The organism is Nonomuraea sp. NPDC048881, assembly GCF_040649795.1.
Taxonomy (GTDB): domain Bacteria; phylum Actinomycetota; class Actinomycetes; order Streptosporangiales; family Streptosporangiaceae; genus Nonomuraea.
Window position 1 is genome coordinate 173,565 of the sequence record NZ_JBEZGC010000012.1, and the last position, 23,449, is coordinate 197,013.

29 protein-coding genes and 2 pseudogenes are annotated in these 23,449 nt (G+C 71.4%); 12 read left to right on the forward strand and 19 right to left on the reverse strand.

The window, feature by feature from the left end:
• Positions 1–6: 6 nt before the first annotated feature.
• Positions 7–492 (forward strand): hypothetical protein, encoded by a 486-nt coding sequence (locus AB0C33_RS35465; protein ID WP_358295450.1) that lies wholly within the window; start codon positions 7–9, stop codon positions 490–492.
• Between the two features lie 372 nt (positions 493–864).
• Positions 865–1,104, forward strand: a complete 240-nt coding sequence (locus tag AB0C33_RS35470) for a hypothetical protein (protein ID WP_358295453.1) — start codon at positions 865–867, stop codon at positions 1,102–1,104.
• 125 nt (positions 1,105–1,229) lie between these two features.
• Here AB0C33_RS35470 and AB0C33_RS35475 read toward each other — a convergent pair whose 3' ends face one another.
• From AB0C33_RS35475 to AB0C33_RS35515, 9 genes are all read right to left on the reverse strand, one after another.
• Complete coding sequence (locus AB0C33_RS35475; RefSeq protein WP_358295456.1) at positions 1,230–1,640, reverse strand: VOC family protein; 411 nt, start codon at positions 1,638–1,640, stop codon at positions 1,230–1,232.
• Positions 1,641–1,937: 297 nt separating this feature from the next.
• A complete protein-coding gene (locus AB0C33_RS35480; protein ID WP_358295459.1) occupies positions 1,938–2,315 on the reverse strand; it encodes a GntR family transcriptional regulator in 378 nt (125 codons plus the stop codon).
• Entirely contained in the window at positions 2,312–3,133 is an 822-nt protein-coding gene (locus tag AB0C33_RS35485; RefSeq protein WP_358295462.1) for a hypothetical protein, read from the reverse strand. The genes AB0C33_RS35480 and AB0C33_RS35485 overlap by 4 nt, the downstream gene beginning before the upstream one ends.
• Positions 3,134–3,460: 327 nt before the next feature.
• A complete protein-coding gene (locus AB0C33_RS35490) occupies positions 3,461–4,150 on the reverse strand; it encodes a DUF4097 family beta strand repeat-containing protein (protein ID WP_358295464.1) in 690 nt (229 codons plus the stop codon).
• 125 nt (positions 4,151–4,275) lie between these two features.
• Positions 4,276–4,479, reverse strand: a complete 204-nt coding sequence (locus AB0C33_RS35495) for a hypothetical protein (protein WP_358295466.1) — start codon at positions 4,477–4,479, stop codon at positions 4,276–4,278.
• A gap of 207 nt (positions 4,480–4,686) precedes the next feature.
• Positions 4,687–4,815 (reverse strand): hypothetical protein, encoded by a 129-nt coding sequence (locus tag AB0C33_RS35500; RefSeq protein WP_358295468.1) that lies wholly within the window; start codon positions 4,813–4,815, stop codon positions 4,687–4,689.
• Between the two features lie 112 nt (positions 4,816–4,927).
• Entirely contained in the window at positions 4,928–5,809 is an 882-nt protein-coding gene (locus AB0C33_RS35505) for a PaaX family transcriptional regulator C-terminal domain-containing protein (RefSeq protein WP_358295470.1), read from the reverse strand.
• A 26-nt stretch (positions 5,810–5,835) separates the two neighbouring features.
• A complete protein-coding gene (locus AB0C33_RS35510) occupies positions 5,836–5,994 on the reverse strand; it encodes a hypothetical protein (RefSeq protein WP_358295473.1) in 159 nt (52 codons plus the stop codon).
• Between the two features lie 271 nt (positions 5,995–6,265).
• A complete protein-coding gene (locus AB0C33_RS35515) occupies positions 6,266–6,919 on the reverse strand; it encodes a hypothetical protein (RefSeq protein ID WP_358295476.1) in 654 nt (217 codons plus the stop codon).
• A 235-nt stretch (positions 6,920–7,154) separates the two neighbouring features.
• On the opposite strand from AB0C33_RS35515, the gene AB0C33_RS35520 reads away from it, so the two are divergent.
• From AB0C33_RS35520 to AB0C33_RS35540, 5 genes are all read left to right on the forward strand, one after another.
• Positions 7,155–7,604 (forward strand): LLM class flavin-dependent oxidoreductase, encoded by a 450-nt coding sequence (locus AB0C33_RS35520; protein ID WP_358295654.1) that lies wholly within the window; start codon positions 7,155–7,157, stop codon positions 7,602–7,604.
• Positions 7,605–7,680: 76 nt separating this feature from the next.
• The gene (locus tag AB0C33_RS35525) at positions 7,681–7,989 is read left to right on the forward strand and encodes a hypothetical protein (protein ID WP_358295479.1); all 309 of its coding nucleotides are present in this window, start codon (positions 7,681–7,683) and stop codon (positions 7,987–7,989) included.
• A gap of 406 nt (positions 7,990–8,395) precedes the next feature.
• Complete coding sequence (locus tag AB0C33_RS35530; protein ID WP_358295482.1) at positions 8,396–8,989, forward strand: hypothetical protein; 594 nt, start codon at positions 8,396–8,398, stop codon at positions 8,987–8,989.
• Complete coding sequence (locus tag AB0C33_RS35535; RefSeq protein WP_358295484.1) at positions 8,986–10,569, forward strand: FAD-binding protein; 1,584 nt, start codon at positions 8,986–8,988, stop codon at positions 10,567–10,569. The genes AB0C33_RS35530 and AB0C33_RS35535 overlap by 4 nt, the downstream gene beginning before the upstream one ends.
• Positions 10,566–10,910, forward strand: a complete 345-nt coding sequence (locus tag AB0C33_RS35540; protein WP_358295486.1) for a ferredoxin family protein — start codon at positions 10,566–10,568, stop codon at positions 10,908–10,910. Before AB0C33_RS35535 ends, AB0C33_RS35540 begins: the two co-directional genes overlap by 4 nt.
• Before the next feature lie 249 nt (positions 10,911–11,159).
• Here AB0C33_RS35540 and AB0C33_RS35545 read toward each other — a convergent pair whose 3' ends face one another.
• Positions 11,160–11,726, reverse strand: a complete 567-nt coding sequence (locus AB0C33_RS35545) for a helix-turn-helix domain-containing protein (RefSeq protein ID WP_358295488.1) — start codon at positions 11,724–11,726, stop codon at positions 11,160–11,162.
• A gap of 95 nt (positions 11,727–11,821) precedes the next feature.
• Here AB0C33_RS35545 and AB0C33_RS35550 point away from each other — a divergent pair, with 95 nt between their 5' ends.
• Complete coding sequence (locus AB0C33_RS35550; RefSeq protein WP_358295490.1) at positions 11,822–12,769, forward strand: NmrA family NAD(P)-binding protein; 948 nt, start codon at positions 11,822–11,824, stop codon at positions 12,767–12,769.
• A 136-nt stretch (positions 12,770–12,905) separates the two neighbouring features.
• Here AB0C33_RS35550 and AB0C33_RS35555 read toward each other — a convergent pair whose 3' ends face one another.
• On the reverse strand, positions 12,906–13,217 hold the full coding sequence (locus tag AB0C33_RS35555; RefSeq protein ID WP_358295492.1) for a saccharopine dehydrogenase C-terminal domain-containing protein: 312 nt from the start codon (positions 13,215–13,217) through the stop codon (positions 12,906–12,908).
• A gap of 296 nt (positions 13,218–13,513) precedes the next feature.
• On the opposite strand from AB0C33_RS35555, the gene AB0C33_RS35560 reads away from it, so the two are divergent.
• Positions 13,514–13,792: a hypothetical protein gene (locus AB0C33_RS35560; protein WP_358295494.1), complete on the forward strand. Its 279-nt coding sequence runs from the start codon at positions 13,514–13,516 to the stop codon at positions 13,790–13,792.
• On the opposite strand, the pseudogene AB0C33_RS35565 reads toward AB0C33_RS35560, so the two are convergent.
• The 4 genes and pseudogenes from AB0C33_RS35565 to catA all read right to left on the reverse strand — a co-directional run.
• Positions 13,765–14,091 (reverse strand): annotated as a pseudogene (locus tag AB0C33_RS35565) (saccharopine dehydrogenase NADP-binding domain-containing protein); the annotation flags it as partial. The gene AB0C33_RS35560 and the pseudogene AB0C33_RS35565 sit on opposite strands and share 28 nt — an antisense overlap.
• Entirely contained in the window at positions 14,084–15,325 is a 1,242-nt protein-coding gene (locus tag AB0C33_RS35570) for an NAD(P)/FAD-dependent oxidoreductase (protein WP_358295657.1), read from the reverse strand. The pseudogene AB0C33_RS35565 and the gene AB0C33_RS35570, both read right to left, overlap by 8 nt.
• A pseudogene (locus AB0C33_RS35575) lies at positions 15,288–15,392 on the reverse strand (hypothetical protein); the annotation flags it as partial. The gene AB0C33_RS35570 and the pseudogene AB0C33_RS35575, both read right to left, overlap by 38 nt.
• Before the next feature lie 62 nt (positions 15,393–15,454).
• Complete coding sequence (gene catA / locus AB0C33_RS35580) at positions 15,455–16,123, reverse strand: type A chloramphenicol O-acetyltransferase (protein ID WP_358295496.1); 669 nt, start codon at positions 16,121–16,123, stop codon at positions 15,455–15,457.
• 33 nt (positions 16,124–16,156) lie between these two features.
• Here catA and AB0C33_RS35585 point away from each other — a divergent pair, with 33 nt between their 5' ends.
• The gene (locus tag AB0C33_RS35585; RefSeq protein WP_358295498.1) at positions 16,157–16,510 is read left to right on the forward strand and encodes an SMI1/KNR4 family protein; all 354 of its coding nucleotides are present in this window, start codon (positions 16,157–16,159) and stop codon (positions 16,508–16,510) included.
• A gap of 17 nt (positions 16,511–16,527) precedes the next feature.
• Here the strand turns inward: AB0C33_RS35585 and AB0C33_RS35590 are convergent, their stop codons facing one another.
• The 3 genes from AB0C33_RS35590 to AB0C33_RS35600 all read right to left on the reverse strand — a co-directional run bounded on the left by AB0C33_RS35590 (position 16,528) and on the right by AB0C33_RS35600 (position 19,966).
• A complete protein-coding gene (locus AB0C33_RS35590; RefSeq protein WP_358295501.1) occupies positions 16,528–18,573 on the reverse strand; it encodes a M48 family metalloprotease in 2,046 nt (681 codons plus the stop codon).
• Positions 18,570–19,013, reverse strand: a complete 444-nt coding sequence (locus AB0C33_RS35595) for a hypothetical protein (RefSeq protein ID WP_358295504.1) — start codon at positions 19,011–19,013, stop codon at positions 18,570–18,572. Before AB0C33_RS35595 ends, AB0C33_RS35590 begins: the two co-directional genes overlap by 4 nt.
• 260 nt (positions 19,014–19,273) lie before the next feature.
• Positions 19,274–19,966: a GntR family transcriptional regulator gene (locus AB0C33_RS35600; protein ID WP_352325548.1), complete on the reverse strand. Its 693-nt coding sequence runs from the start codon at positions 19,964–19,966 to the stop codon at positions 19,274–19,276.
• Positions 19,967–20,055: 89 nt separating this feature from the next.
• On the opposite strand from AB0C33_RS35600, the gene AB0C33_RS35605 reads away from it, so the two are divergent.
• Together AB0C33_RS35605 and AB0C33_RS35610 are read left to right on the forward strand one after the other, a co-directional pair.
• Positions 20,056–20,589: a YbhB/YbcL family Raf kinase inhibitor-like protein gene (locus AB0C33_RS35605; RefSeq protein WP_352325547.1), complete on the forward strand. Its 534-nt coding sequence runs from the start codon at positions 20,056–20,058 to the stop codon at positions 20,587–20,589.
• Between the two features lie 34 nt (positions 20,590–20,623).
• Positions 20,624–21,511, forward strand: a complete 888-nt coding sequence (locus AB0C33_RS35610) for a hypothetical protein (RefSeq protein WP_358295508.1) — start codon at positions 20,624–20,626, stop codon at positions 21,509–21,511.
• 869 nt (positions 21,512–22,380) lie between these two features.
• Here AB0C33_RS35610 and AB0C33_RS35615 read toward each other — a convergent pair.
• Positions 22,381–22,605: an RICIN domain-containing protein gene (locus AB0C33_RS35615; protein WP_358295511.1), complete on the reverse strand. Its 225-nt coding sequence runs from the start codon at positions 22,603–22,605 to the stop codon at positions 22,381–22,383.
• Between the last annotated feature and the right edge of the window lie 844 nt (positions 22,606–23,449).

Sequence of the window (23,449 nt, forward strand, 5' to 3'; positions counted from 1 at the left end):
GGGCTGGTGGAGTACGTGATGTGCGAGCCGAAGCATGGCGAGGTCGAAGAGGTCGACGCGGCGGAGACGGACGAACCCGAGAGCGGAGGGATAATTTCGATTCTGTCCCGCATCGATTACCGCATCGAGGATTTTGACCGGCTTCTCGAAGAAGGGCGCAAGTCCTACCGGCGGATACAGCCTGACGCGAGCCCGGAAGAAGTGAACGACGCCGTACCGGACCTGCGGAGTGCCATTTACGAGATCATGCACGCGAACGAGGATCGCATCCCCTTCCCCTTCCCGTCCGGGGTGCCGATCGCGGGCATCACGTGGTTTCTGGAAGTGGACGAGGCGCTGGGGAAAGACGTGGAGAGATCGCCCGAGCAGCCCTTCGGGATAGCCTGCACCATGGAAGACGGCGATCTCATTCATCAACATCGCGACATTTACTACCTGACGGCAGAGGCGCTGGAGTCACCGAGAGAGCCCGACCTCCACTCCGGAGAATAAGTCCGGACGCGCCGCCTGCCGGTCGGCCTCTGGCAGCAGGCGGCCCCGGACGCCCCGAAGGGGGACGGCGGCTACCGCCGAAGTTGCAGGCGGACGAACCGCCGTACGGCGGTTGATAGACGAAAAATCTCTATTTTTCGCTGTATTTCACGAGCTCAGGGTCATTGATAGCGTCAGCCGCGCAACACGGAGTGATCCTCCGCCAGGAGGCCGGTGCGGTCGTGCGATGGTTGGCAGCGCTCATCCTGGTCTTCTCCGGGATCCTCGTGGTGACGGGGGCCACCACCACGGTCAAGGTGGCGGGAGCTCGGCCCGGACGGCGCGCTGAAGGTCAAGAACACCGGCACGGCCGCCGTCAACGTCTACGCCGACGTGCACGGGTACTCCACCGCGACGGCCGCCGCGACGGCGGGAGCCCGGTACGTGCCGCTGGACACCGGCCGGGTCATCGCCAACCAGACCGTCGCGGCCAGGCCCGGCGACGAGAGCGAGCCGGTCAGTTCGAAGGCCGATCCCGGGCCGGCCGGCGCCGCCACGCCACTCTTGTCACCGCCGCACCTCTGTTACATCACCACGCTACGGCTCGACCCAGAAGCGGTTGCGCCGGTCTGACCCTCTACAAGGTCATCCGCGAGTCACAACTGCTGCTCGCGACCTGGACCGGCGCAGCCCCACCTGCCGTCAGAGGCTCAAACCGTCACGCCGCAACAGCCACCGACAGACCTGACGAAGCACTATCAGGCGCGCTCGGGCCAGACAGGGCCCTCGTCGGTCCACACGACACCCTTGTTGCGGCAGAGACAGAAGGGGTGGCCGACGGGGTCGGTGTAGACACGCCACCCGTAGCCGTTGGGGCCGATGAAGTCCTGCCGCAGGGACGCGCCGAGGGCCAGGACGCGGCTCTGTTCGGCCTCGATGTCGTCGACTTCGAAGTCGAGATGGAACTGCTTGGGGTGCTCGCCGTCGGGCCACTGCGGGGCGCGGTAGTCCTCCACCGGGTAGAAGGCCAGCTCGATCTCGCCGAACCGGATACCGGCCCAGTTCTCGTGGCTGCCCTCCCTGATCGGGCGACCCGTCACCGCGGAGTAGAAGGCCGCCAGTTTCATCGCATCCGGGCAGTCGATGATGAAGTCGGTGAGTCGCAGCATCCCGCGATCCTGCCACAAGATCTGATCCGCCGGGACTTCGAGACAGGCCCGCAGGCAGATCTGACGGCGTTGGCGGCGGGCATCCCGTTCTTGCCGTTGATGCTGCTCAGCGCCCTTGTGGCCCAGTCCTCCGCGCAGATCGCGTTGTCGGCAGCCCACACCCCGGCCGCCGTCGCCGTGCCGGAGCGGCCGACGGCCGACTTCGAGATCATCGACCCCAGCTGTCGGTCATGCGGGCCGGTTCGATGAGCGGCCGGACGTGTCGGCGCTCGCCGCCGTCCAGGATCACGGGGATGGTCATGGCGAGGCAGGTGCTACCGCGCCGGGCGTCAGGGCCGCCTGCACGATGCGGAGCGCTTCGGTCGCGTCGAGGCCGACGCTGGCGATCACGGCGGCGTAGTCGGCGGCGGCCCGGCGGGCCCGTTCCCGGCCTTCCTCGCCGGCGGCCGACACGAACGAGCCCGCCCGCCCGCGCGTCTCGATCAGCCCCGCCTCCTCCAGCTCCCGGTACGCCCGGCCGACCGTGTTGACGGCCAGCCCGAGGTCGGCCGCCAGGTGGCGGATGGTCGGCAGCCGGGCGCCCACGGCCAGCGTACGGTTCTGGATCTGCCGGGCGAGCTGGGCCCGCAACTGCTCGAACGGCGGGACCGGCGAGCCCGCATCAATGACGATCATCGCAGGCCCACCGCGCGCCGCGCCGTGGCCGCGTACGACGGCGTCCTGACATGGACGGCGACCAGGGCGAGCACCCCCAGCACCAGGAAACCCACCGAGGCGGCGCTCCACCACCCGGGCGCGAACCCGGACAACAGCACCACCGGCAGCGTCCACAACACAGGGGGCGCGGAGCTCTCGCGCGCGTCCTCGATCCGCATGACGACGTCGGCCGTCAGCGAGACCTCGTCCTCGGCCACGACGGGCCGGGCCAGCATCTCGCGCAGCTGCAGGACGGCGCCGAGGGCGACTCCGGTCACGGCGACCAGCAGCACGACGGCAGCATGCCGTGCGGTTCCCTCGGTGACGACCAGCGCGCTCACCCCCAGCGCGAACGCGCAGGCGAAGGTGGCGCCCGCCATGACGGCGTAGGGCCGTCCGAGCAGGGCGGCCCAGCCGAGCTGCACCGGATGGGTCACCCGTCGCGGCAGTGCGGCCCCGGCACGCCGGTCGACGCGCCGCACCCAGGCGTCCAGCAGGGCCTGGGTCAGCAGCAGCGCGACGATCGACCCGCTCAGCGCCAGCATCGGCGCCAGCCGATTCGATCCGGACCCGCCGGAGGCTCCTGGCAGGGCGGCGACCTGTGCCAGGGAGGCCGCGATGATCAGCACGGCCAGAAGGACGCTGCCCAGCAGCCGCACCCGCCGCCGCACCGCCAGGCGCGTGGCCAGTAACGGCGTCGGCGGGCCGTCGCCCAGGCCGTGCCTCCGCAGCCAGGCCTCGGCGGAGCGGACGTCGGCCGACGGCGGTCCGGCCCCGGACATGGAAGCGTTCGTCATGCCTCCTCCTTTTGTCGCAAGCTTTGTAGCAACATCGTGCGTCATACCTTGCGACAAAGTCAACGCCCGGGACGCTCGTCCTCCCGAGGATGCAAGCCCCCGCTCGGCGGTGGTCGCGTGGGCCCGCGGTCGGCACCGCCCACGCCACTGACTACACCGGCTGACTCACTGTGCCCGGCACCCGCCCCCTCGGCAGCGGCCGGCGGCGGACGGCGCCGGGCGCATCTCATCCTGCGGGCCGCAACCTGGCAACCGTCCGCGCGGCCGCGGCCGGGACGTGCGCGGGGGGTGCCGGTTACCCGGCAGTGGCGTGCGAGGGGGAACTGGTTACCCGGTGGAGACTGTGATGTCTCCGGAGCCCGTGGTCAGTGACATCTTGCGCGGGGAGGAGCCGTCCTTCTTGACCGAGACGCTGGCGTCACCGGAGGCCGTGCTGGCCTTCACGTCGAAGGTCTCGTCGGGGACGGTGAGCACGACGTCGCCCGACCCGGCCGACAGCTCGACGCTCTCCGGCGCGACCGCGTACTTCAGGGTGACGTTGCCGGATCCCTCCTTGACCAGGAGCTTCTTGCCGCCCAGGCCGTCACCCTTGATGTCGCCGGAGCCGGCCTCCAGGTCCAGAGGGCCGGTGAGCGACCTCAGCGTCAGATCACCCGAGCCGGTGTCCAGGTCGACCGGCACCCCCTTGGGGACCTCCACCTGGTACTCGACCCCGCAGGTTCCCCACGACTTCTCGCAGTCGTAGGAGACGGACAGCGTGCCGCCCTCCACCTTGTGTGCGGCCCGCGGCTTGTCGTTGCTCCAGTAGAGCCTCTCGGTCACGCTGACATGGGCGGCATCCGACTCGGTGACGGTCACGTTCCCGCTGCCACTTCTGAGGTGAAGCCGCTGCACCTTCTCCTTGACCTGGTACGTACTGGTCTCCTCGTTCTTCGGTTTGCCGATGGCGTCCAGGCCGCACCCGGTCAGGAGCACCGCGGAGGCCAGCAGGCCGCCCGCGATCGCAGTGATCTTCATGCCGTCAATCCTGTCGGGCCTTCCCTGCGGCCTGCATCAGGGATGCCCCCGACAGGTCCCCGGGAGAACCCTCACTCCGACGCCCCCTGTCCGTCCGCCGGGCAGCGGCGTCACCACGGTCAGTGTCAGCGGAGGTCGCGGAGGAGGACGCCGATGACGGCGTCGACGCGGGCGGAGTCGAACTCGTCCGTGCCGATCAGGAGGGTCACGGGGCGCTCGCCGTCATGGGTGACGGCGTTCCTGAACGTGTGGCCGCCCGCCATGCTGCCCGCGTGCCCCCAGCTCGGGCTCGATCCGGGCCTGCCCGTCGCGGTGGCCGCGTTCGCCACAGCGTCGCCCCCGCCCACACCTCGTCGATCGTGGCCACCCGGCACGGTCCCGGCGCGCCCGGCCGGTCGGCGAGCGCGCGGAGCACGAGATCGCCTGGAAGCCCGGGTCGGCTGGTGACGCCCGTCGCGCTGCGGGGCGACGGGCGCCGGCTCGGTGAGCGGGAACGCAGGTAGCGGGGGCAGAACGGGCCTGCCCCGCCACGGCGGTCACTGCACGGAGTAGGCGTCGGTGAGGACCTGCTGGACGGCGTTGCCGTCCCTGTCCTTCGCCTCGACCTTGATCGAGATGCCGCCCGGACCCTTGGGGTTGTGCACGAGCACCTTGTCGCCGGTCACTGCCGGCGACCGACCTGGCCCGGTGGACCGGCGGCTCGGTGCAGGTCACCGTGGAGACGGCGAGACGGCGTGACGGCGTGACGGCGTGACGGCGTGATGGCGTGACGGCCCGTCAGGCGCCCGCGGCCAGACGGCTCAGGCGGCCGTAGAGGCCGAACAGGCGGACGGCGCCGGCGTCCTTGCCCGTCTGCTCCTCCAGCAGCGACCAGCAGCGCGCGGCCAGCGCCCGGGCCCGGGCGCCGGGCCAGGGCCGGGGCAGCAGCTCGGGGGGAAGCAGCGGGTCGGCCTCCATCGCACGGGTGAATTCCGCGGCCAGCTCCACCGCGATGGTCAGCCGCCGCGGCTCGGACGATCCGGGCTTGTCCGACGGCTCGGCGTGCTCCTGGAGGAACCGGAGCCGGGGCTCGGCCACCGCGGCGAGCCGCTCGTAACGCTCGGCGATCTCGCCCAGCGGCCACATGGCCCGGGCGAGCGCGACGGGATCGCTCTCCTCGCCCCGGCGCAGGTCCCGGGTGGTCAGGAAGGTGACGTGGCCGAGGACGTCCAGGCGGCGGGCGTGCTCCTCGACGTGGGGCTCCCACGGATTGGCGCTGACGTACAGGCCGCCGTGGACGGGGGCGCCGCCCAGCAGGGTGAGCGCGGCACGCAGCGCGTCGCGCGCGGGCCGGGCGCTCTCCGGGACGGTGAAGGCGACGAGATGCCAGGCGCCGTCCCAGGGGGCGAGCCCGGCGTCCTGGCGGTAGGCGTGGGTGACGAACTCGACGTCGAGGCCCATCGCGCGTCCGGTGCTGCCGGTGGCGCGCAGGATCGCCTTGCGCCCCCGCCCTTCCTGGACGAACCGCCCCTCGGCGACCAGCCGTTTGATGCACAGGCGGACCTGCTGGTCGTTCATGTCCAGCAGGTTGGCGGTGGCGTAGAGCTCGCCGGCGTCGACCGTGAGATCGGTGCGGACGAGCGCCTCGACGAGCATCCGGGTGGGGACATGGACGCCCATGCCGACTATCGTATCGAATCCGATCGTTACGCGCCGATGACCTGGGCCATCGCGTCCAGCAGGGTGCGGTGGCGGGGGTCGGCCAGGGCGTCGGGGGGCATCGCCCGCGGCAGGAAGGCCAGGGCGAGGCCCGTCCACCAGCCGTACGAAGTAGTCGGGCGCGTGACGACGAGCCTTACCGTCACGCCAGTGCAGCCAGAACGGCCGCGAGGCGATCCCTACGACCTGCGGGTCGAAGTCCAGCAGGATCAGCCCGTCCCGCTCCAACCAGGATTCCTGACCGACATGGTCGCCGGTAGTTGCTGACCAGTACCAGCGGCGAAGCCTCGGCCGCCCTTGGGCCACCGGAACCCCCGCACCGGCGGCAGGCCGTACGCACCTGCCGGTTCCCTCACCGTCTCTCCTGGAACTCAAGTGTCCCTGTGGTTGCGATACCGGCCCCGCTCAGCCTCGCGCCTATTCGTCCATATCCGGATAGCTCGACTTGCGCGCCAGCCACCACCAGCCGTCACCCAGGCGGCTGCACCACCAGTAATCGTCGAACGTGGTCGCGGTGAGATCACAGGGACTTACCCGCGCGGCGTCAGGCCGGTCGTAGATGTAGAGGAACATGTTCTCCGGCACTTCCTCGTTCGACAGGCCCATCGTGAGAACACGTCCGGGGTAGAGCTCGATCGGCACATCCTGCGTACTGCGATGATCAAATTGCAGGACATCGAACTCATCAGGCAGATGCACCCAGCCACCCGAAGGCATGTCCGCCGACAGCTTCCTGTCCTTGGCCAGCTGGGCCAGCGCGGTGAACTTGCCGTGATGGACCGCGAACCACGTACGTCCGAAGATCCCGTTCCAGGGCAGCACCACAACGGCGGCGCACAGGACGACCGCCGCACCGGCCGCGACGTAACTGCGGACGTCACCACGGCGGCGTATGAGTCTCTGCGCCCACCACAACGTGGAAAGCCCGGCCACGACGAACGCGATCCCAAGGATCAGCTGCTCGATGATCCGGTCGTAGTACTCCAGCCACAGCAGATACCGTCCAGTCACGACCACGAGCCAGCTCGCCGCCATGGTCGCGGTGAACGCATGCGATCGTTTCTCGATCACGCCTCCAGACCCGGTCGGCGATCACTGCTCCACGTGTGGACGGCCTTCCGCCAACTTGTGAATCCAACCCGCGTACTGCAACCCGCCTCGTCTAACGGGACATCGCACGAGCCGCGGTCCCCGGCGGCGTAGCAGACCTCGAACGTCGCTGTCGGTGAGATGCGACAGATGTCCGGCCCCAGCAATCAGTCAACCTTCGGTGAGACACCGTAGTGGTCATCAACCTTCGATGACAATGCTCAGTTCTCGCGCCCTCCAGCAGCCAGGCCTGCGGGTGGCGGTAACGGGTGGAGGCCTCGGCGTAGATCTCGCGGTGCTTGAGATGACGGCAACGCGGATCCGGCTGGGCACCGGCGTGCTGGTGCCGCCACTGGAGGACCCGCTCAAGATCGCTGAGGACGCGGCGACGCTCGACGAGCTCAGCGGCGGCCGGCTCGAGCTGGGGGTGGGGTCGGGTCCCTTCCCGGGGGTATGGGAGGCGTTCGGGAAGGCGCGGTCCTTGCTCGCCGCGGCCGAGGAGGCCGCGGGCGCGCTGGGCGCTCGACGCGTCATCCTGCAAACCGGCGACCGCCAGCCTGACGCGATCCGCCTGTACGAGCGGGAGGGCTACACCCGCATCCCGATCTTCCCGCCCTACACCTCGATGACCTGCTCCACCTGCTTCGAGAAGCGGATCGTCGGCTGAGCCCTCGCAGGATGAACCCGCCGATGTCACGGAGCACGACCCCCGCCCACAGACCCCCGGCTCCGGAGCCGTTCCGGTGACCACGGGCTTCGCCGCCGCTGGGCGCCGGGTCCTGGTCGTCTGCGCCGCCGGCGGATTCACCACCTTGCTCGACAAGTCCCTGCTGAACGGCGACATCCGGGGCGGGAAGCCGTTCTTCCTCGCCGGAACGGCGATCTTCACCGTCGGACCGCCGCTGGGCGGGGCCGTCAATCGCGGCCTTCGGTCCGGGCATGGGCTGGCGGCTGGTCTTCCTCCTCGCGGCGCCGTTCGGCTTGGTCGCGCTGGTGCTCGCGGCCCGTCGCCTGCCTTCGGCTCGGAGCCGCTTGGGCTCGCCGGACCTTGACATGGTCGGCCTGCTGCTGACGGGCGGCCTGACCATGTTCCTGCAGAAGGGGCCTCGGGCTGTCGGCGTGCGCCATGCTCGCGCGCGGTCTCGCCGGGCTGTTCGCTCTCCGGGCCGGCCTGCCCGTGCTGCCGGCGGCGTGCGCCAGGTGCCGGAGCGCCGCCGCAGGGCTGGTCGTCTCGCCTCTCCAGGCGTCGGTGCTCCAGCACGCGCCGGCGGAGGTTCTTCGCGCGCGCTGCCCGGCCTCCTTCGGAGGGTCGCCGAGGCGTCGGGAAGGGGGCGCAAGTCCGGCGCCCGGCCGTGACGGGCCGTCCTCGCGGGCTGGACGGCGTTGGTGGCTCCATGGGTTGACATCAGAGTATTCCTACCTGAATAGTGGGTTGAAGCCCGTCGTGAAGGAGCACCCATGAGGGAATCCCTCCGTCCCTTCAGCCGGCCCGCCCTTCCGGGGGCCACCGATCTCACCAGGCGGGTCCTGCTCGCCGGGACAAGAGGGGGAGCCCTCTCGCTCTTGCCGGCCGCCTGTGGTGCAGGTGGCGGTGCTCCGCTGACCGGCGCGGACGGCGGGGCCCCGCAGTCCGGTGTGGACGCCGACGCCGCGGTGTCCGCGCCACCCCGACGTGGCGGGACCCTGCGCGCCGGCTCCCCTCCACCGCCGTTCTCCGGTCACATGCTCACCAAGTGGACAAACGGCCGCCTGTCCGCGGGTACGCACCGGGTGGTCGCGGGTGGTTCGGTCACCAGGCGTTCGACCGGCGTGTTCTGGCAGCCCGGCCTGGACACCGTGATCGAGCCGCTGGCCCCGTTCGTCGGCCCGGAGGGCTCCGACTACGAGCCCGTACTGCTGTGGGACCAGGCCAAGCGGCAGGTCGAGGAGTATCTGGAGGTGTTCGGCCGGCCGGACCAGGTCGCGGCGTGGCGCGAGGGCCGCCCGTACAAGGGGGTGGCCTCCTACTGGGCGTTCGCGCCCTGCGGATCTCCCATGAGGAGGGAGTCATGACCGATCTGGATCTCATCGCAGACGTCCTGGTGGCCGGCGGCGGGCCGGCCGGCGCCTGGGCCGCCGTCAAGGCAGCCGAGTCGGGCGCCGACGTCGTCCTGGTCGACAAGGGCTACCTGGGCACGAGCGGCGCCACTGCTGCCGCCGGCACCGGAGTCTGGTACGTCGATCCCGACCCGGCCTCCCGCGAGGCGGCGATGGCCTCCCGGGAGGCCCTGGGCGGTTACCTCTCCGATCGCGCCTGGATGGCCCGGGCCCTGGACCAGACGTACGCGAACATGAACGAGCTGGCCGAGGTGAGCCGCTACCCCTTCCCGGTGGGTGAGGACGGCCGGCAGATCCGGCGCGGCCTGCAGGGCCCGGAGTACATGCGCCGCATGCGCATCCGCGCGCGCCGCTCGGGGGTGCGCGTGCTCGACCACAGCCCTGTCACCGAACTGCTGGTGGACGCGGACGGCGCGGTCGCGGGCGCGGCCGGCCACCGCAGGCAGCACGATCGCTCCTACCGGGTGCGCGCGGGCGCGGTGGTGCTGGCCACCGGCGGCTGCGCCTTCCTCAGCAAGGCGCTCGGCTGTGACGTCAACACCGGCGACGGCGCCCTGTTCGCGGCGGAGACCGGGGCCGAGCTGTCCGGCATGGAGTTCTCCAACGCCTACGCGATCGCTCCGGAGTTCACCTCCGTGACCAAGACCGCCTTCTACTCCTACGCCACCTTCTACCATGCCGACGGAAGTGTCCTGGAGGGTGCGGGCAGCACGCACGGCCGGTCGATGATCGCGCGGGCGCTGCTGTCCGAGCGCGTCTTCTGCCGCCTCGACCAGGCGGGGGAGGGGATCAGGCCAGCGATGCGGCTGGCTCAGCCCAACTTCTTCCTGCCCTTCGACCGGCAGGGGATCGACCCGTTCACCGAGCTTTTCCCCGTCACGCTCCTGGCGGAGGGGACCGTACGCGGAACCGGCGGGATCCGCCTGACCGGCTACGACTGCGCCACCTCCGTCGCGGGCCTGTACGCCGCCGGCGACGCGGCCACCAGGGAACCGATCTGCGGGGGCTTCACCGGCGGCGGCAGCCACAACGCGGCCTGGGCGATGTCCTCCGGCACCTGGGCGGGGCAGGCCGCGGCCCGTCACGCCCGTGCTCTGGGCGCTCAGGCGGCCACGCGGACCGTGCGCGGGGCGGGCGGCGCCGGATTGCGGCCGACCGGCGGCGACCCGGCCGGGCATCGCGAGATCATCGAGGCGGTCCAGGCCGAGGTGCTGCCGTACGAGAAGAACTACCTGCGCCACGGCGACCGGCTCGCGCCCGCGCTGGCCGCGCTCGACGAGACCTGGAAGCGGGCCAGGCAGGGCCTGTACGCCGACGGCCCCGACGTCGTGCGCGCCCGCTCGGCCGCCGCGATGGCGGCCCACGCCCGATGGATGTACGCCAGCGCGCTGGCCAGGACCGAGAGCCGCGGCATGCACAAGCGTGCCGACCACCCCGGCTCCGACCCCGCCCAGCACCACCGGCTGATCTCCGGTGGGCTCGACGAGGTCTGGGTGCTGCCGGAGACCGGGTGGCCGCTGGCGGTGGCGTCGTGATCGAGATCGTGCTGCGCGACCGGTGTATCGCCTGCGACAAGTGCGTCGAGGCCTGTCCGACGGACGTGTTCGTACGCGGGGACGACGGGGTGCCGCTGATCGCGCGGCAGGGCGATTGCCAGACGTGCTTCATGTGCGAGGCGTACTGCCCGGTGGACGCCCTCTACGTGGCCCCGGCCGCGCACCCGCTCCCGGAGCCGCCCGATGTGACGGAACTGGCCGAGCGTGGGCTGCTGGGCGGATACCGCCGGCAGATCGGCTGGGGACACGGGCGCACCCCGGGCGCCCGGCGGGCGATCGGGCCGGCGCTGCCCTCGACGTCGCAGGCGATCATCTCGTGATGGGGAAACGCCGGTCGTGCTAGTCACGGGAGCCGCCTCCGGGGTCGGGCCGCCGTGCCCGCCCTGCGCGTCCGGGGGCGACCCCTCGTAGGCTCCCTGAAGACGAACTGCACCCCATTTCCGTTGGCGTTCGGTTCCAGGGAGGGGCGACGCGGTCCCCGGCGGTCCTGTTGTCCTCCCGGGCCTGCGCCCTGACGGCGCCGGTCACGCAGACCTTGTCACCGATGAAGGCCGCTCAGCCCCGCGGGCTCACCCCCGCGGGCTCACCCCCGCCACGGCCAGCTGGAACAGCCGGTCCGCGCGGGCCGCCGGGTCAGGGTGGTGCTCCGTCGCGAGGACGACACCGACGATCAGCGCGATCAGGTCGGCGACGGTGACGCCTTCCGCCACCGCCCCGTCCTGCATGGCGCGCTGCAGCAGGGGGTTCCCCGCCTCCGCCATCATCGCCGAGCAGGTGTTCTCGTGTACGGGGTCGGTCTCGGCCCCGTCGTAGGCCAGTGCCGCCGCCAGCCCTCGGGCCGCGACGCAGTAGGCGACGACGTCACTGAGCCATTGCAGGAGCGCGTCACGGCTGTCGCCCTTGCCTGTCAGCTCGCGGGCACGGGCGGCCAGGGCCTCGATGCGTTGATGGGAGACCGCCTCCAGCAGCGCCCGGCGGGTCGGGAAGTGGCGGCGCACGGTGGCCGAGCCGACCCCCGCGACGCGCGCGATCTGTTCCAGGGAAGCGCCTGCCCCGTACGCGGCGACCTCCTCCTCGGCCACGGCGAGGATGCGCGCATAGTTGCGCCGGGCGTCTGCGCGCTGGCGGTCGGGCATGGGCGTCATCTCCAGGGTTGCTAAATGGCGGGGCCCGCCATATCTTATCGCACAGAAAACGGCGACCCCCGCCGTTTATAGCTCCGAGGAGCGCAATGACTGCACATCCCGCACCCGTCCTGGTCACCGGCGCCACCGGCAGGCAGGGCGGCGCCACCGCCCGAGCCCTGCTCGCCGCAGGCGTACCCGTACGCGCCCTGGTGCGTCACCCCGACACCCAGCGAGCCAAGGCCGTCGAGGCGCTGGGCGCCGATCTGGTCACCGGTGATCTCCACGATCGCGATTCGGTGGTGCGGGCCGCCACGGGTGTCCGCGCCGTCTTCTCCGTTCAGATGCCCGCCCTGGCCGCCGAAGGTTTCGATTTCGACGGAGAGGTGGCCCAGGCCGTCAACCTCATCGAGGGCGCGCAGGCTGCGGGAGTGCCGCAGTTCGTGCACACCTCCACCAGTGGCGCCGGTCAGCACACCGAGGCTCCCGGCTGGGTCGCAGGCCGCTGGGGCTCCTTGGACGCCAGCCTGGGAGCCAAGAGCACGATCCAGGACCGGGTCCGTGCGGCCGGCTTCTCCCGCTGGACGATCCTCAAACCGGGTTTCTTCATGGAGAACTTCCTGCCGTCCATGGCTTTCCTGTTCCCGCGGGGTGTGGAAGGCGGTTTGGTGAGCGTCGTGAAGCCGGACACCCGGCTGTCCCTCGCCGCGGTGGACGACATCGGCAGGGCAGCCGCCGCAGCCATCGCCGAGCCGGAGCGGTTCCACGGGGTCGAGCTGGAGCTGGCGAGTGACTATCTGTCCATGACGGAGGTCGCCGAGGTTCTCTCCCGCGCGCTGGGCACACACCTGCCCGCGCCGGACATGACCGAGGAACAGGCACTCGCCGCCGGAATGCCGGCGATGGGCGCCTCACACGAGTGGATGAACATAGCCGGCCAGCCGGCCCGCCCGCAGTACGCCAGGGACCTCGGCCTTCCGCTCACCAGCTTCGAGGAATGGGCTCGGCAGCACCTGCGGCCCGCGGCGTCCCTGACACTCCACAAATGCAGCTGACCAGCTGTTTCGCTCGTCAACCCGAGATCACCATCGAAGACGGGGCAGTCGAGGGTCACCGAGGCGGAGTCACGCCTTCTCGCTGAAGCGCTGCGACGGTCGCCGCGGACCTCGGTGGGCGGGCGATCGACGCCGGTCACGGGGTCCGGTCCACGGTGACCACCTCGTCGCGGCCGGCGCGCGGCGGGTCGCAGTGGACGGCCAGCTCCGCGAAGTACCTCTCCGGGTCGAGCGCGGCGTCCGGGGGATGGACGCCGGCGGCGCGCACCGAGCCGTCGAGGATCTGCGCCGCCGCCAGCGACAGCGGGATCCCGGTCGCCCTGGCCATCCCGCGCGGCGAGCCGATCAGCCGCGCGCCGATCCGGCACGGCCGGCCGTCCCGGACGCCGGCGGCCAGCGCGAAGAAGGGCGGCAGCGAGCCGGGGCCGCGCAGCGAGAGCCGGCGCACGGCGGAGCGGGCGAAGCGGCCCGCGGTCGGGCGCTCGATCGCGGGCCGCGGCCTGCTCCAGGGAGAGCCCGCCCCGGTCGATCTCCTCGCGCAGGGTCATCAGGTACGCGGCCGTCTCCGGCCTGACCACCATGACGCAGGCGGAGTCGCCGGTGATCGAGCAGGTGGCCGGGAGCGTCAGCGGCTCGGGATGGCCGACGGTGTAGGCGGTGCCGGGGCCCAGCCCCGGGTAGTCGAGCCTGACGGGTTCGAGCGGCGGCCGTTCGGCGGGCGCGCCGCCGGCCCAGAGGCGGATCGTGCCGGACAGCTGCTGCATCCAGTGGACGACGGCGGCCGACTCCCCGCCCGCCGAGGCGTCGGCGGGGTCGTCGCCGACGAACGGGACGTCCACCGGCCAGGCGGTGTGGACGCTCTCGACGGCGTTCAGCTCACGGGTCGCCAGCGCGGCCAGCATGTTGCTGGTGCCCGGGCTCGCGCCGGCCCCGATCACGGCCGTCACGCCCGCGTCCCGCGCCTGGGCGTCCATGGCGAGCATGTCCAGGGTCGGTTCCCAGTCGTCGCAGATGTCGGCGTAGTGGGTACGGCTCTCGATCGCCGCCCGCAGGATCGGCACGCCGAGCCGGAAGAACGGGCCGGTGGTGTTGACGACCAGGTCGGCGTCGCGGAAGAGCTCGCGCAGCCGGACCGGGTCGGCGGCGTCCACGGTCGCGGCCGAGGCGTTCGCGTACTTGACGGACAGCCGCGCGGCGGCGGCGGTGTCGCGGTCGGCGATCACCAGGTCGGCGATGTCCGGCCGCCCGGCCAGCGCCTCGACGACGGGCCTGCCCATCGCGCCGGCGCCGCCCAGGGCCACTACCCGGTACTGCTCACCCATCGAAGATCATCCCCTTGCGGACGTCGAGGAACGCCGACCGCAGCCGGTCGGTCGGGTGGTTCTGGCCGGCCGTCCACGGCGCGCGGTCGCCCTGCTGCGGGAACAGGTGCGCCGCGCGCTGGACGTAGGCGGAGGTCAGGCCGAGCAGCGGACGGCGGGCGACGTCGCGCGGCAGCGCGGGCAGCATCGCGGTGGTCAGGCCGTGCCGCCGCATGTGGTCGAGCAGCCGGACGACGTAACGGGAGGACAGCTCCGCCCGCAGCGTCCACGACGCGTTGGTGTAGCCGACGCAGATGGCCAGGTTGGGCAGGCCGCTCAGCATCAGCCCGCGGTAGGCGGTGGTCTCGGCCAGATCGACCGGGCGGCCCTGCACCGACACGGCGATCCCGCCGAGGGGGATCAGCGACAGGCCCGTCGCGGAGACGATCACGTCCGCCTCCAGCGTGCGCCCGGCCTCCAGCTCGATCCCGTGCTCGGTGAGACGGGCGATCCGGTCGGTGACCATCGACACGCGCCCGGCGGCCACCTCGCGGAACAGGTCGCCGTCGGGGACGACGCACAGCCGCTGGTCCCACGGCTGGTACCGGGGGGTGAAGTGCCGGTCGAGGAGGGCCGGGTCGGGCAGGTACCGCTGGATGCCCTTGCGCAGGTGCCGCTTGGTCTGCTCCGGGTAGCGCCGGCTCAGCCAGTACGTGAGCCGGCTGCTCAGGACGTTCTTGGCGCGGAGCAGCCGGTGGGCCGTACGCGCGGGAAGCAGGCGGCGCAGCGGGGCCGCCGCCGGGTCCACGTCGGGCAGGGAGGTCAGGTAGGTCGGGGAGCGCTGCACCATCGTGACGTGCCCCGCCCGCTTCGCCAGCGCCGGCACCAGGGTGACCGCGGTGGCCCCGCTGCCGATCACCACGGTGCTCTTGCCGGTCACGTCGAGGTCGTCCGGCCAGAACTGCGGGTGCACGAACCGGCCGCCGAAGTGCTCGGCGCCCTTGAACTCCGGCTGGTGGCCGTGGTCGTAGTCGTAGTAGCCAGCGCAGACGTAGCCGTGGTCGCGGGCGGTGTCCTCGATGTAGCGGCGGATGGCGTCGCCGTCGGCCAGGGACTTGCGGCCGCGCCAGGGCTGGAAGGCGTAGCTGAGGGGGAAGATGTCGGACGCCCGGATAGCGGAACAGGTCCCACGTGCCGCCGAGACGGTCTCGGGCCTCCAGCACCGCGTAGGTCCTGCCGGGTCGCCGCTGGAGATGCCATGCGGTGCCGATGCCGGACAGGCCGGCACAACGTAGCAATTCCGAGCGATTGATTCGAGGCATGGCGAAGCGCGCCCCGGCCCGTGCCCGCAAGGGCCGGGGCGGGGGCGGAGGTCAGCGCTGGTTCAGGAGGCCGGGCTCCGGTCGACCCAGGACGGGTCCGCGACCAGGGTCCGCAGCTCGTTCACGAGCCGGGCGGAGTGGAACCCGTCGGCGGCGGCGTGGTGCGCCTGGAGCGCGAGGGGGAGCAGGACCCGGCCGTCGCGCTCGGTGTACCGGCCGAGGGTGAAGATGGGGGCGAGGTGGTCCCAGTTGTCGCCGATGTTGAGGTTGAACCCGGTGAAGGACGTCCACGGCAGGCTCGACACGTCGAACGTGTTGGGCGGCGGCGGCCCCTGCGGGAAGAACTCGGTGGCGCGGGCGTGCTCGGCGAGCAGGGGAGCGGCGACGTCGTGGAAGGCGGCGAAGCCGGGATCGTAGGGCGCCCACACACACGCGAACGTCTCGCGTTCGGGGTTGAAGACCGTGAAGGCCGGATGCACGACGGGCCAGACGGCCGGGTCGCCGGAGGCGGTCAGGCACATCCTGAACTCGTCGTGCCGGTTGACGACCGTGGCGATCGCCCAGACCTGCGCGAGGTAGGACTTGCGCCGCGACCGGCCGAGCGCCGCCGTGAACGCGGTGACGTCGATCTCCACCGTGATCGAATACGTGCACGGGACGGCCCGGCGGTAGTGCTCGAAGTGCTGCCGGCGCGGCCAGGCATCGGTGTCGACAGGGATGGGGGCGTCCATGCGCTCATCATCCCAACCGCCGGGCCGCACGGAATGTCGGCCCCGGCGGATACGGTCGCCTGCCATGAACCCCCAGTACGGCTGGTCCGCCCTCTTCGCGGCGAAGGGCCTGACCCCCGCAGCCCCGAAGGCCCGCCGCCCGCCCCGGGCGACGGCCTGCACCCCCCGGCCGGTGAGGCGGAGGTCAGCCGGCTCGAAGACCGGCTGGGCACGGCCCTGCCGCCGAGCTACCGGCAGTTCCTGCTGTTCGCCGACGGCTGGGGCGACGACGAGTCCGGCCATGTCGTGCTGCCGGCCGCGCGGGTCGGCTGGTTCCGGGACCTCGCGCCCTGGCTGCCGGGCGCCGATCGCCACAGGTCCTTCTGGGACCTGATGAGAACGCAGTAGCCTCCGGAAGGCCGGTCTCACCCCGGCGCGGGCACGCCGGCGACCGGGGCCTGCTCCCCGCGGACGGGCAGCAGGCGGGCCAGCAGGGCCGTGGCCAGCGCGGCGATCAGCGCGGCCTCCAGCATGCGCTCCAGGATGATCATGTGGATCAGCCACGGCAGCGCCGTCCGCAAGGGCAGCCACACCAGCTCCAGCGCGAGGGCGTAGAGCACGGCCGCGGCCAGCCCCGTCAGCATGCCCTTCGCGACCGGCGACGTCCCGGACAACCCGGCCACGCAGGCCGCCAGGGCGGCGCCGGCGGCGGCTCCGGTCGCGATGACGCCCGACAAGGCGGTGCCGGAGCTCTGGAAGACGTAGCCGTTGACCGTGCCCGACACCATCGCCGTGACCAGCGCCGCGGCGGCCGCGCAGCCCACCGCCAGGACGACGCGGCCGGTGCGCCGGGGCGCGGGCGGGCGGCGTTCGCCGACGGTGACGAAACGTACCGCCATCGGGGCCAGCATGAGCAGGACGACGGCGAGCAGCAGGAGGACGCCCGCCGACAGGCGGGAGTCCAGCATGATCTGCGCGCTGATCAGGACCTGCGCCAGCGGGTCGGAAACGGCGGGATATCTCTGGACGTGGGCGATGATGATGTCGGCCTGGACGTCGTAGAACCCCCGCGCGCCCAGCGTCACGACCACCGCGATCAGCAGCAGCGGCCCGAACGCCGACCGCGGCCCGTGCACCCGCGGCGCCCACACCCGCGCCACCCACCGCACCCACACCCCCAGCAGCAGGCCCGCCGCCGCCAGCACCACCAGCCCGGCGAGCTGCACCGACACGGGGAACGGCGCCAGCGCATGGTCGGTCATCCTGCTCGGGGCCAGCACCCAGCCGCCCGCCAGCCCCACGGCCAGGCCCAGCGGCACGTGCACGGCGTCGCCGCGCGCCCCCACGGCCCGCAACGCCCGCAACCCCAGCGCGACGGCCAGCAGCAGGGCGAACACCTCCGCCGGCCACGGCAGCGTGTTGGTGCGTCCCTGCGCGGTCAGCGACGTGGCCGGATCCATGGTCAGGGAGAAACAGCCGCCCAGCGCCAGCGGGAAGACGAAACCCTGGCGGACCAGCGGCTCCTCGTCCTCCAGCGCGGCCCGCCGGACGGCGAGATGCGGATGGGTGCGCACCCGCAGCGACACCGGCCACCGGCGCGGCGCCGGCGCCTGTTCGAACACGCGGCGCAGCGGCGTCGCGTCCCGCTCCCACGACAACACGCGGGCGTCGGCCATCAGCTCACGCGACTGCAGCACCACCGAACGGGTCAGCCACGACAACACCGCCAGCCCGGCGATCTGGGCGGCGAACAACCACGACAGCGCCGCGCGCGCCCCGAACGGCATCAGCTCCGCCCGCAGGAACGGCGCCTGCCCCGACACCACCCCGTTCACGGCGGCGAGCAGGCCCGGCACGAGGATCACCGCGGCGTAGGACCGCCACATCGCCAGCGTGACCGCCGTGATGGTCAGGTCCCTGTTGCGCACGTGCGCCAGCTCGTGCAGCACCACCGCCCGGAACAGCGGCCGATCGCGCTCGAACGACATCCAGGTGCCCCGGCTGATCACCACGTACCGGCGCCCGGCCCGGCCGAAGGCCAGCCCGGCCACCGCGGGGTCGAGCACGTCGAGCAGGAAGACGACCCGGCGGCCGCCGAGCACCTCCGCCGCCGTCCGCCGCAACTCCTCGCCGACCTCGCCGCCGACCGGACGCAGCCGCCGGCGGCGGATCCGCCAGGCCGGGCCGAACCAGTACTGCAGCCCGGTGAGCAGGACGAGCGTCGCGAAACAGAGCGACACGCCGAGCCGGAGATCCTGGTGAGCCCCGCGGCTCATCACGTCGCACGCGGGATCGTCCAGGCCCTTCAGCGCCGCGAGCTGGCACGCCTCTCTGACCTTCGCCGGGACCTCCGCCCCCTGCACCGACAGCAGGTCGAAGATCCCCGGCCGGTAGATCGCGGTCGTCGCGAACGCCAGGCTGATCAGCAGGACGAACGCGGACGTGGTGGCCGACGGGAGACGGCCTCTCATGACGGGTTGCGGGCCAGCTCGCTCACCACCGCGTCGGCCAGCGCGTCGGCCTGCGCCTGCGACATGCCCATCCGGCGCGCCTTGTGGTAGGCGACCTTGCGGATCTCCGTCAGCCGGGCCGGCGGCAACGGCGCCGGCCCCGCCGGCTGCGCCTCGGGCAGCTCCCGCGGACGGCGGCGCAACCGGCCGATCAGCCGGCCGGTCCACGAGCCGACGTCCTTGCCCACGTCCGCGAGCACCGTGGTCACGACGCCGGAGACGATCGCCGTCACCAGCAGCTCGTCCACCCCCGGCAACCCGAAACCGAGCGGATCCCGATGCGACCTCGGCCTGGTCCTGCCGCCGAGCGCGTCCCAGGTCTGGTCGAACAGCGGCAGTTCGGCGGGAGCGATCCTGGTCACGACCCGGCGGCTGAGATCCTTGGCGAACACATCGGACACCTAGCCCTCCAACAGGAGAATTCCGTTGCCTGAAATATAGGCAGCTCCGAGGCCGGATGTCCTTGGATGCCGGATGTCCTTGGATACTGACGGCCCGGCCCGGCTTCCGCCGCATTTCCTCCGCGTTCCTCCGTGGCCCGTCCGATGACCAGGGCCCTGGTCAGGGCGCTTTTCTGGCTCTTGGGCAGCCTCTGGATCTAGAAGGGCCGGCCTCTGGGGCTGGAGGGAACCGGCGTCCTGCTCGCCGTTGCGGCGTGGGCCTAGGTGGCCTGGCCGGAGTCGTCGGTCAGAGCAACCGCGGTCAAGGTGAGGTGCCGGACCAGGACCTCGGCCGCGGTGTCGGCGTCGCGGGCCAGCGCCGCCTCCTCCAGTCTGCGGTGCTCCTTGGCGCCGTCCCGGCCGGGGTTGCGGTGCGCCGACCAACGGCGGGCCAGCTCACTCGCGGTCCACAGCCGGTCGAAGGTCTCCAACAGCGCGCGGTTGCCACACCCCTCCAGCAACGTGCGGTGGAAGGCCCTGTGAGCCTCGGCCCAAGCGCCGGTGTAGTACTCGCCCTCCTCCGGCACGTACGCCGGAGTGCGAACCAGACGATGGTGGGCGGCCCGCACACGGGCCTCCCAGTCGAGGTCGCCGCGCTCGATGGACATACGCAGGACGACCGGTTCGACGGTCCGACGGGCCTCCGCGACCTCCTGCCAGCGGCGGTCGGAGAAGGCCGGGACGGCGAAGCCGCGGTTGGGCAGCCGGTCGGCGAGCCCCTCGCCGACCACCCGCACGAGCGCCTCGCGCACCACGGCCAGGCTCACGCCCTGCTCCTTGGCCAGGTCCTGCGGCTTGAGCGGGGCGCCAGGAGGGTGGTCGCCGCGCATGATCGCGTCCCGCAGGTGTGCGTAGACCTGCTCGGAGAGCATCTGCTTCCCCGGCGAGATCGAGGGGTGCGCCATCTGAGCCATGAGCTCATCATAGACGATCCTCGAATAATCGATTATTTGTGCTACGGTCGATTAAGTAAGTCGCACTCGTCCGGAAAGGAACGACCGCTGTGCCTGCCAACGACCCCTTCGCCCGCTTTCCCAAGGCGGCCTCCTTCACCGTCACCAGCACCACCGTCACCGACGGCGCCCCCTGGCCGCCCGAGCAACGCTCCTCCGGCCTGCCCGGCGGGAAGGACACATCCCCGCAGCTGTCCTGGACCGGCGCCCCGGACGGCACCAAGAGCTATGCCGTCACCGTCTACGATCCCGACGCCCCCACCGGGTCCGGGTTCTGGCACTGGGCGGTCGCCGACATCCCCGCCACCGTCACCGAACTGCCCGAGGGAGCCGGCGACGACACCGGCTCACAGCTGCCGGAGGGCGCCTACCAGTTGCCCAACGACGCCCGCGTGGCCCGCTACATCGGCGCCGCCCCGCCGGCCGGACATGGCCCGCACCGCTACTTCGTCGTCGTGCACGCCCTCGACATCCCCTCGACAGGCGTCCCGGCCGACGCCACGCCGGCCGTCCTCGGCTTCACCATGGCCGGTCACACCCTCGGACGCGCGATGTTGATCGCGACCGCCGAGACACCCGCCTGACAGCACCGCCCGACTCCCCGGAGAGACAACCACGATGCACCTTCCCGACTCCGCCCGCCCCGGCGACGGCTTGATGGACCTGAACGCCGTCCGTGACATCAGCCGCGCCATCAGTGCCGCCCACCTGTTCATCTATCTCGTCCCCGAAACCGCCGAGGAGGCGGTCGAGCTCGGCGTGAGCGACCGCGGGCCGGCGTATCTGGCCTTCAGGTCGGCCGCGATGGGCGCGGTTCCGTGGCAGGTCACGCTCGCGGCCTTCTACAACTTCAGCCCGCGTGCAGTGCGGGCCATGGCGGGCGTGTGGGACGTCGCACCGCCCGGGCGATGGCAGGCCGCCCGCTTCCTGGCCGCCGGCCGGGCGATGCGACGCGTCAACGTACAGCTCACCGACGACCACCTTGCCGAGGCGCGCTCGCTGATCGACCCGGTCGTCGCCGGCGCCGACTACGCCGGCAAGGTGCTGGCCGCCGCGAACGCCTCGGTCGTGCTTCCCGCCGATCCTCTCGTCGCGCTCTGGCAGCAGATCACGGTGGCGCGCGAGTGGCGCGGCGACGCCCATCTCGTCGTACTCGCCGACAACGACCTCGGGCCGTGCGACTGCCTCGTTCTGCACACCGCAACCGGCCGCCTCCCGACGGCTCTCGCACGAGCGACCCGCCAGTGGGACGACGAGGAGTGGAGCGCGGCGACGGCACGCCTCGTCGCGCGCGGCTGGCTCGACTCCAACGCTGTGATCACCGCCGCCGGCAGTGCGGCACGTGAGCGCATCGACGTGGAGACCGACGAGCACTGCGCCGCTCTGTGGGCGCCGATCGGCGACGCGGGTGCCCGCCGCCTGGCCTCGCTCATCGCGCCGATCGCCAGCGCGTTCACCGCGGCGGGAACGTTCCAGACCGTTCGCGGGCGGTCCGATCTTGCCTGAACGCTCCTTCACGACCGTTCGCGGGCGGTCCGATCTTGCCTGAACGCTCCTTCGCGCGAAGGGGCCCGGTCGGCGGCTCTTGCGAGCGCTACGGCCGGCCCTCGGCCGAGCCTGAAGTGGAGCAAACCGGTACTGGACACCGAGCCGCGGGACGTCGCGAACGCGCCGGCGCTCAGCGTCGTCGCCGCCACGGCGGCGGTGCAATCGGTGGCCGCGGACATGCGCCGCCGTGGCCGTGGCACGCTGTTGTTCACCACCGGCGGCGCCGCTGTCGAACCGCACCGCGACCGGGCGGTGTCCGCGGTCGCCCATGCGGCCGAGTCAGCCTACGTCCGCATGCTCCACGACGGCGCTCGGCGACGACGGGGTCCACGCCGCGCAGCTCACGGTGGTCGGCCCCATCGGCCCTGGCGCCCGCCACGAACCGGACGCGGTGGCCGACGAACTGTGGCAGCTGCACACCCGGCGCGAGCAGGGCGTGTGGTCCCCGACGGGTCCCCAAGCAGGCGGTTCAGAGGGGGATCCGCCACAAGGCGGCCCATACGCAGGATCCACCAGCGCGTTTTACTACCCGGTCATCCTGAACAAGGGCTACCGCGTAAGCAGGGATGTACAGGTAGGGACGACCGCCGGGAAGCCGGAATTGGGAAATGATCAGCAGAAAGCCCTCGCCGCCAGATTCTGGCTCAACTCCGATCGGTGGTCATCTGAAGCGTCTTTGTGATGCGCAACCCAGACTGATCCCCGCAGGATCGCGCACCATAGACGCTGTTCCGACGACTCGGGGACCCCCGCCCGAGGGGTTCCAGGCCGCCCGTTCTGTGGCAGTTGCCTGCTGCCCGGCAGTGCGGAGATGGTGAACCGCGATGTCAGGTACGCCCGGCCGTCCGGCGCACGGACGGCACGGACGTGCCCGACCTTGTGAGCTGCCAGTTGGCGTCGCTGATGGGCTCCAGCCGGAACTTCTCGTTGTCTTGGTGGCCGGAGTCGTACTGGTTCACGCTGGCACCGTCCTTGAGGCCGGCGTTCTCGATGGCCGGCACCTTGCCCGAATGCTTGACGATCAGCCGGGCGCGAGAAGGGAAGGAAGCCATGGTTACCTCCTTGGTAGGGGAAATCGGGGGGTAGGGGCCTGACACACACCGGACGGCGTGCCCTCTGCCAGTGGTCTCCACATTGAGCCGGTCGACGCTCAAGGGGCAACACAGAAAAAGCGGCCATATATTCTTCGGCCATGAATTCCGGTAGATGCGCCCGTCAAGAAAGCCTGTGATGAGCTGCCGAACCACGGCGCGAGCAGCAGCGGCGTGCCCGCAGTGGTGGAGTCCACGGACAGCATCTGGTTGAAAGCGGTGCACCCTCGATGTCAATCACCAGCCCCCATTCGGTCGGTGATCGAGGCAACGACGCCCGTTCGTCTCTATGAAACTTGATTACGGGCGGGAAATCACCCTCCAGTCCTGGCCCGCATCTGGACAGGATTCAAGCCTCCGCCACTTAATCCCACCAGCGGTGCCAGGCAAGATCACCACGAGGTGTCCGGCAGTCCGTCCGAGGAGCCGGCGCAGGCGACTGTCACCGTTCAGATCCGATGACAATGGCAGAAGTGGGGTCGAGGGCCGGCCGTACGGAGAATTGATGTCAAACTACGCCGGGCCAAAGCACTGGTGCTGGTCGGGTTATCGCCCATGGAGAGATGACTGAATGGCCATGTCCATGTGACGCCGGCGCTTGGTCGCTATTGGCCAGTAGGCAGGTGATTGTTGACGTGCGCACGTGAAAGCGGCAGAGCCGGGGGTGAGGCGATGTCGTTGCGTTCTCGGTTGGGTGCACATGACGTCCACGCACGCTTGACCAGGATCGAGACCCGGCCGACGACGAACTCACCGCCCGCGGGACGGAACAACCTGATCACTGATCCGGCGGCGGGCGACAGCG

Excerpts from the sequence above, each read along its gene's own strand:
- AB0C33_RS35475 (WP_358295456.1), bottom strand. The coding sequence starts at position 1,640 with ATGCTGCGACTCACCGACTTCATCATCGACTGCCCGGATGCGATGAAA.
- AB0C33_RS35480 (WP_358295459.1), bottom strand. The coding sequence starts at position 2,315 with ATGATCGTCATTGATGCGGGCTCGCCGGTCCCGCCGTTCGAGCAGTTG.
- AB0C33_RS35485 (WP_358295462.1), bottom strand. The coding sequence starts at position 3,133 with ATGACGAACGCTTCCATGTCCGGGGCCGGACCGCCGTCGGCCGACGTC.
- AB0C33_RS35490 (WP_358295464.1), bottom strand. The coding sequence starts at position 4,150 with ATGAAGATCACTGCGATCGCGGGCGGCCTGCTGGCCTCCGCGGTGCTC.
- AB0C33_RS35505 (WP_358295470.1), bottom strand. The coding sequence starts at position 5,809 with ATGGGCGTCCATGTCCCCACCCGGATGCTCGTCGAGGCGCTCGTCCGC.
- AB0C33_RS35520 (WP_358295654.1), top strand. The coding sequence starts at position 7,155 with ATGCTCAGTTCTCGCGCCCTCCAGCAGCCAGGCCTGCGGGTGGCGGTA.
- AB0C33_RS35530 (WP_358295482.1), top strand. The coding sequence starts at position 8,396 with ATGAGGGAATCCCTCCGTCCCTTCAGCCGGCCCGCCCTTCCGGGGGCC.
- AB0C33_RS35535 (WP_358295484.1), top strand. The coding sequence starts at position 8,986 with ATGACCGATCTGGATCTCATCGCAGACGTCCTGGTGGCCGGCGGCGGG.
- AB0C33_RS35545 (WP_358295488.1), bottom strand. The coding sequence starts at position 11,726 with ATGCCCGACCGCCAGCGCGCAGACGCCCGGCGCAACTATGCGCGCATC.
- AB0C33_RS35550 (WP_358295490.1), top strand. The coding sequence starts at position 11,822 with ATGACTGCACATCCCGCACCCGTCCTGGTCACCGGCGCCACCGGCAGG.
- catA (WP_358295496.1), bottom strand. The coding sequence starts at position 16,123 with ATGGACGCCCCCATCCCTGTCGACACCGATGCCTGGCCGCGCCGGCAG.
- AB0C33_RS35585 (WP_358295498.1), top strand. The coding sequence starts at position 16,157 with ATGTCGGCCCCGGCGGATACGGTCGCCTGCCATGAACCCCCAGTACGG.
- AB0C33_RS35590 (WP_358295501.1), bottom strand. The coding sequence starts at position 18,573 with ATGAGAGGCCGTCTCCCGTCGGCCACCACGTCCGCGTTCGTCCTGCTG.
- AB0C33_RS35600 (WP_352325548.1), bottom strand. The coding sequence starts at position 19,966 with ATGGCTCAGATGGCGCACCCCTCGATCTCGCCGGGGAAGCAGATGCTC.
- AB0C33_RS35610 (WP_358295508.1), top strand. The coding sequence starts at position 20,624 with ATGCACCTTCCCGACTCCGCCCGCCCCGGCGACGGCTTGATGGACCTG.
- AB0C33_RS35615 (WP_358295511.1), bottom strand. The coding sequence starts at position 22,605 with ATGGCTTCCTTCCCTTCTCGCGCCCGGCTGATCGTCAAGCATTCGGGC.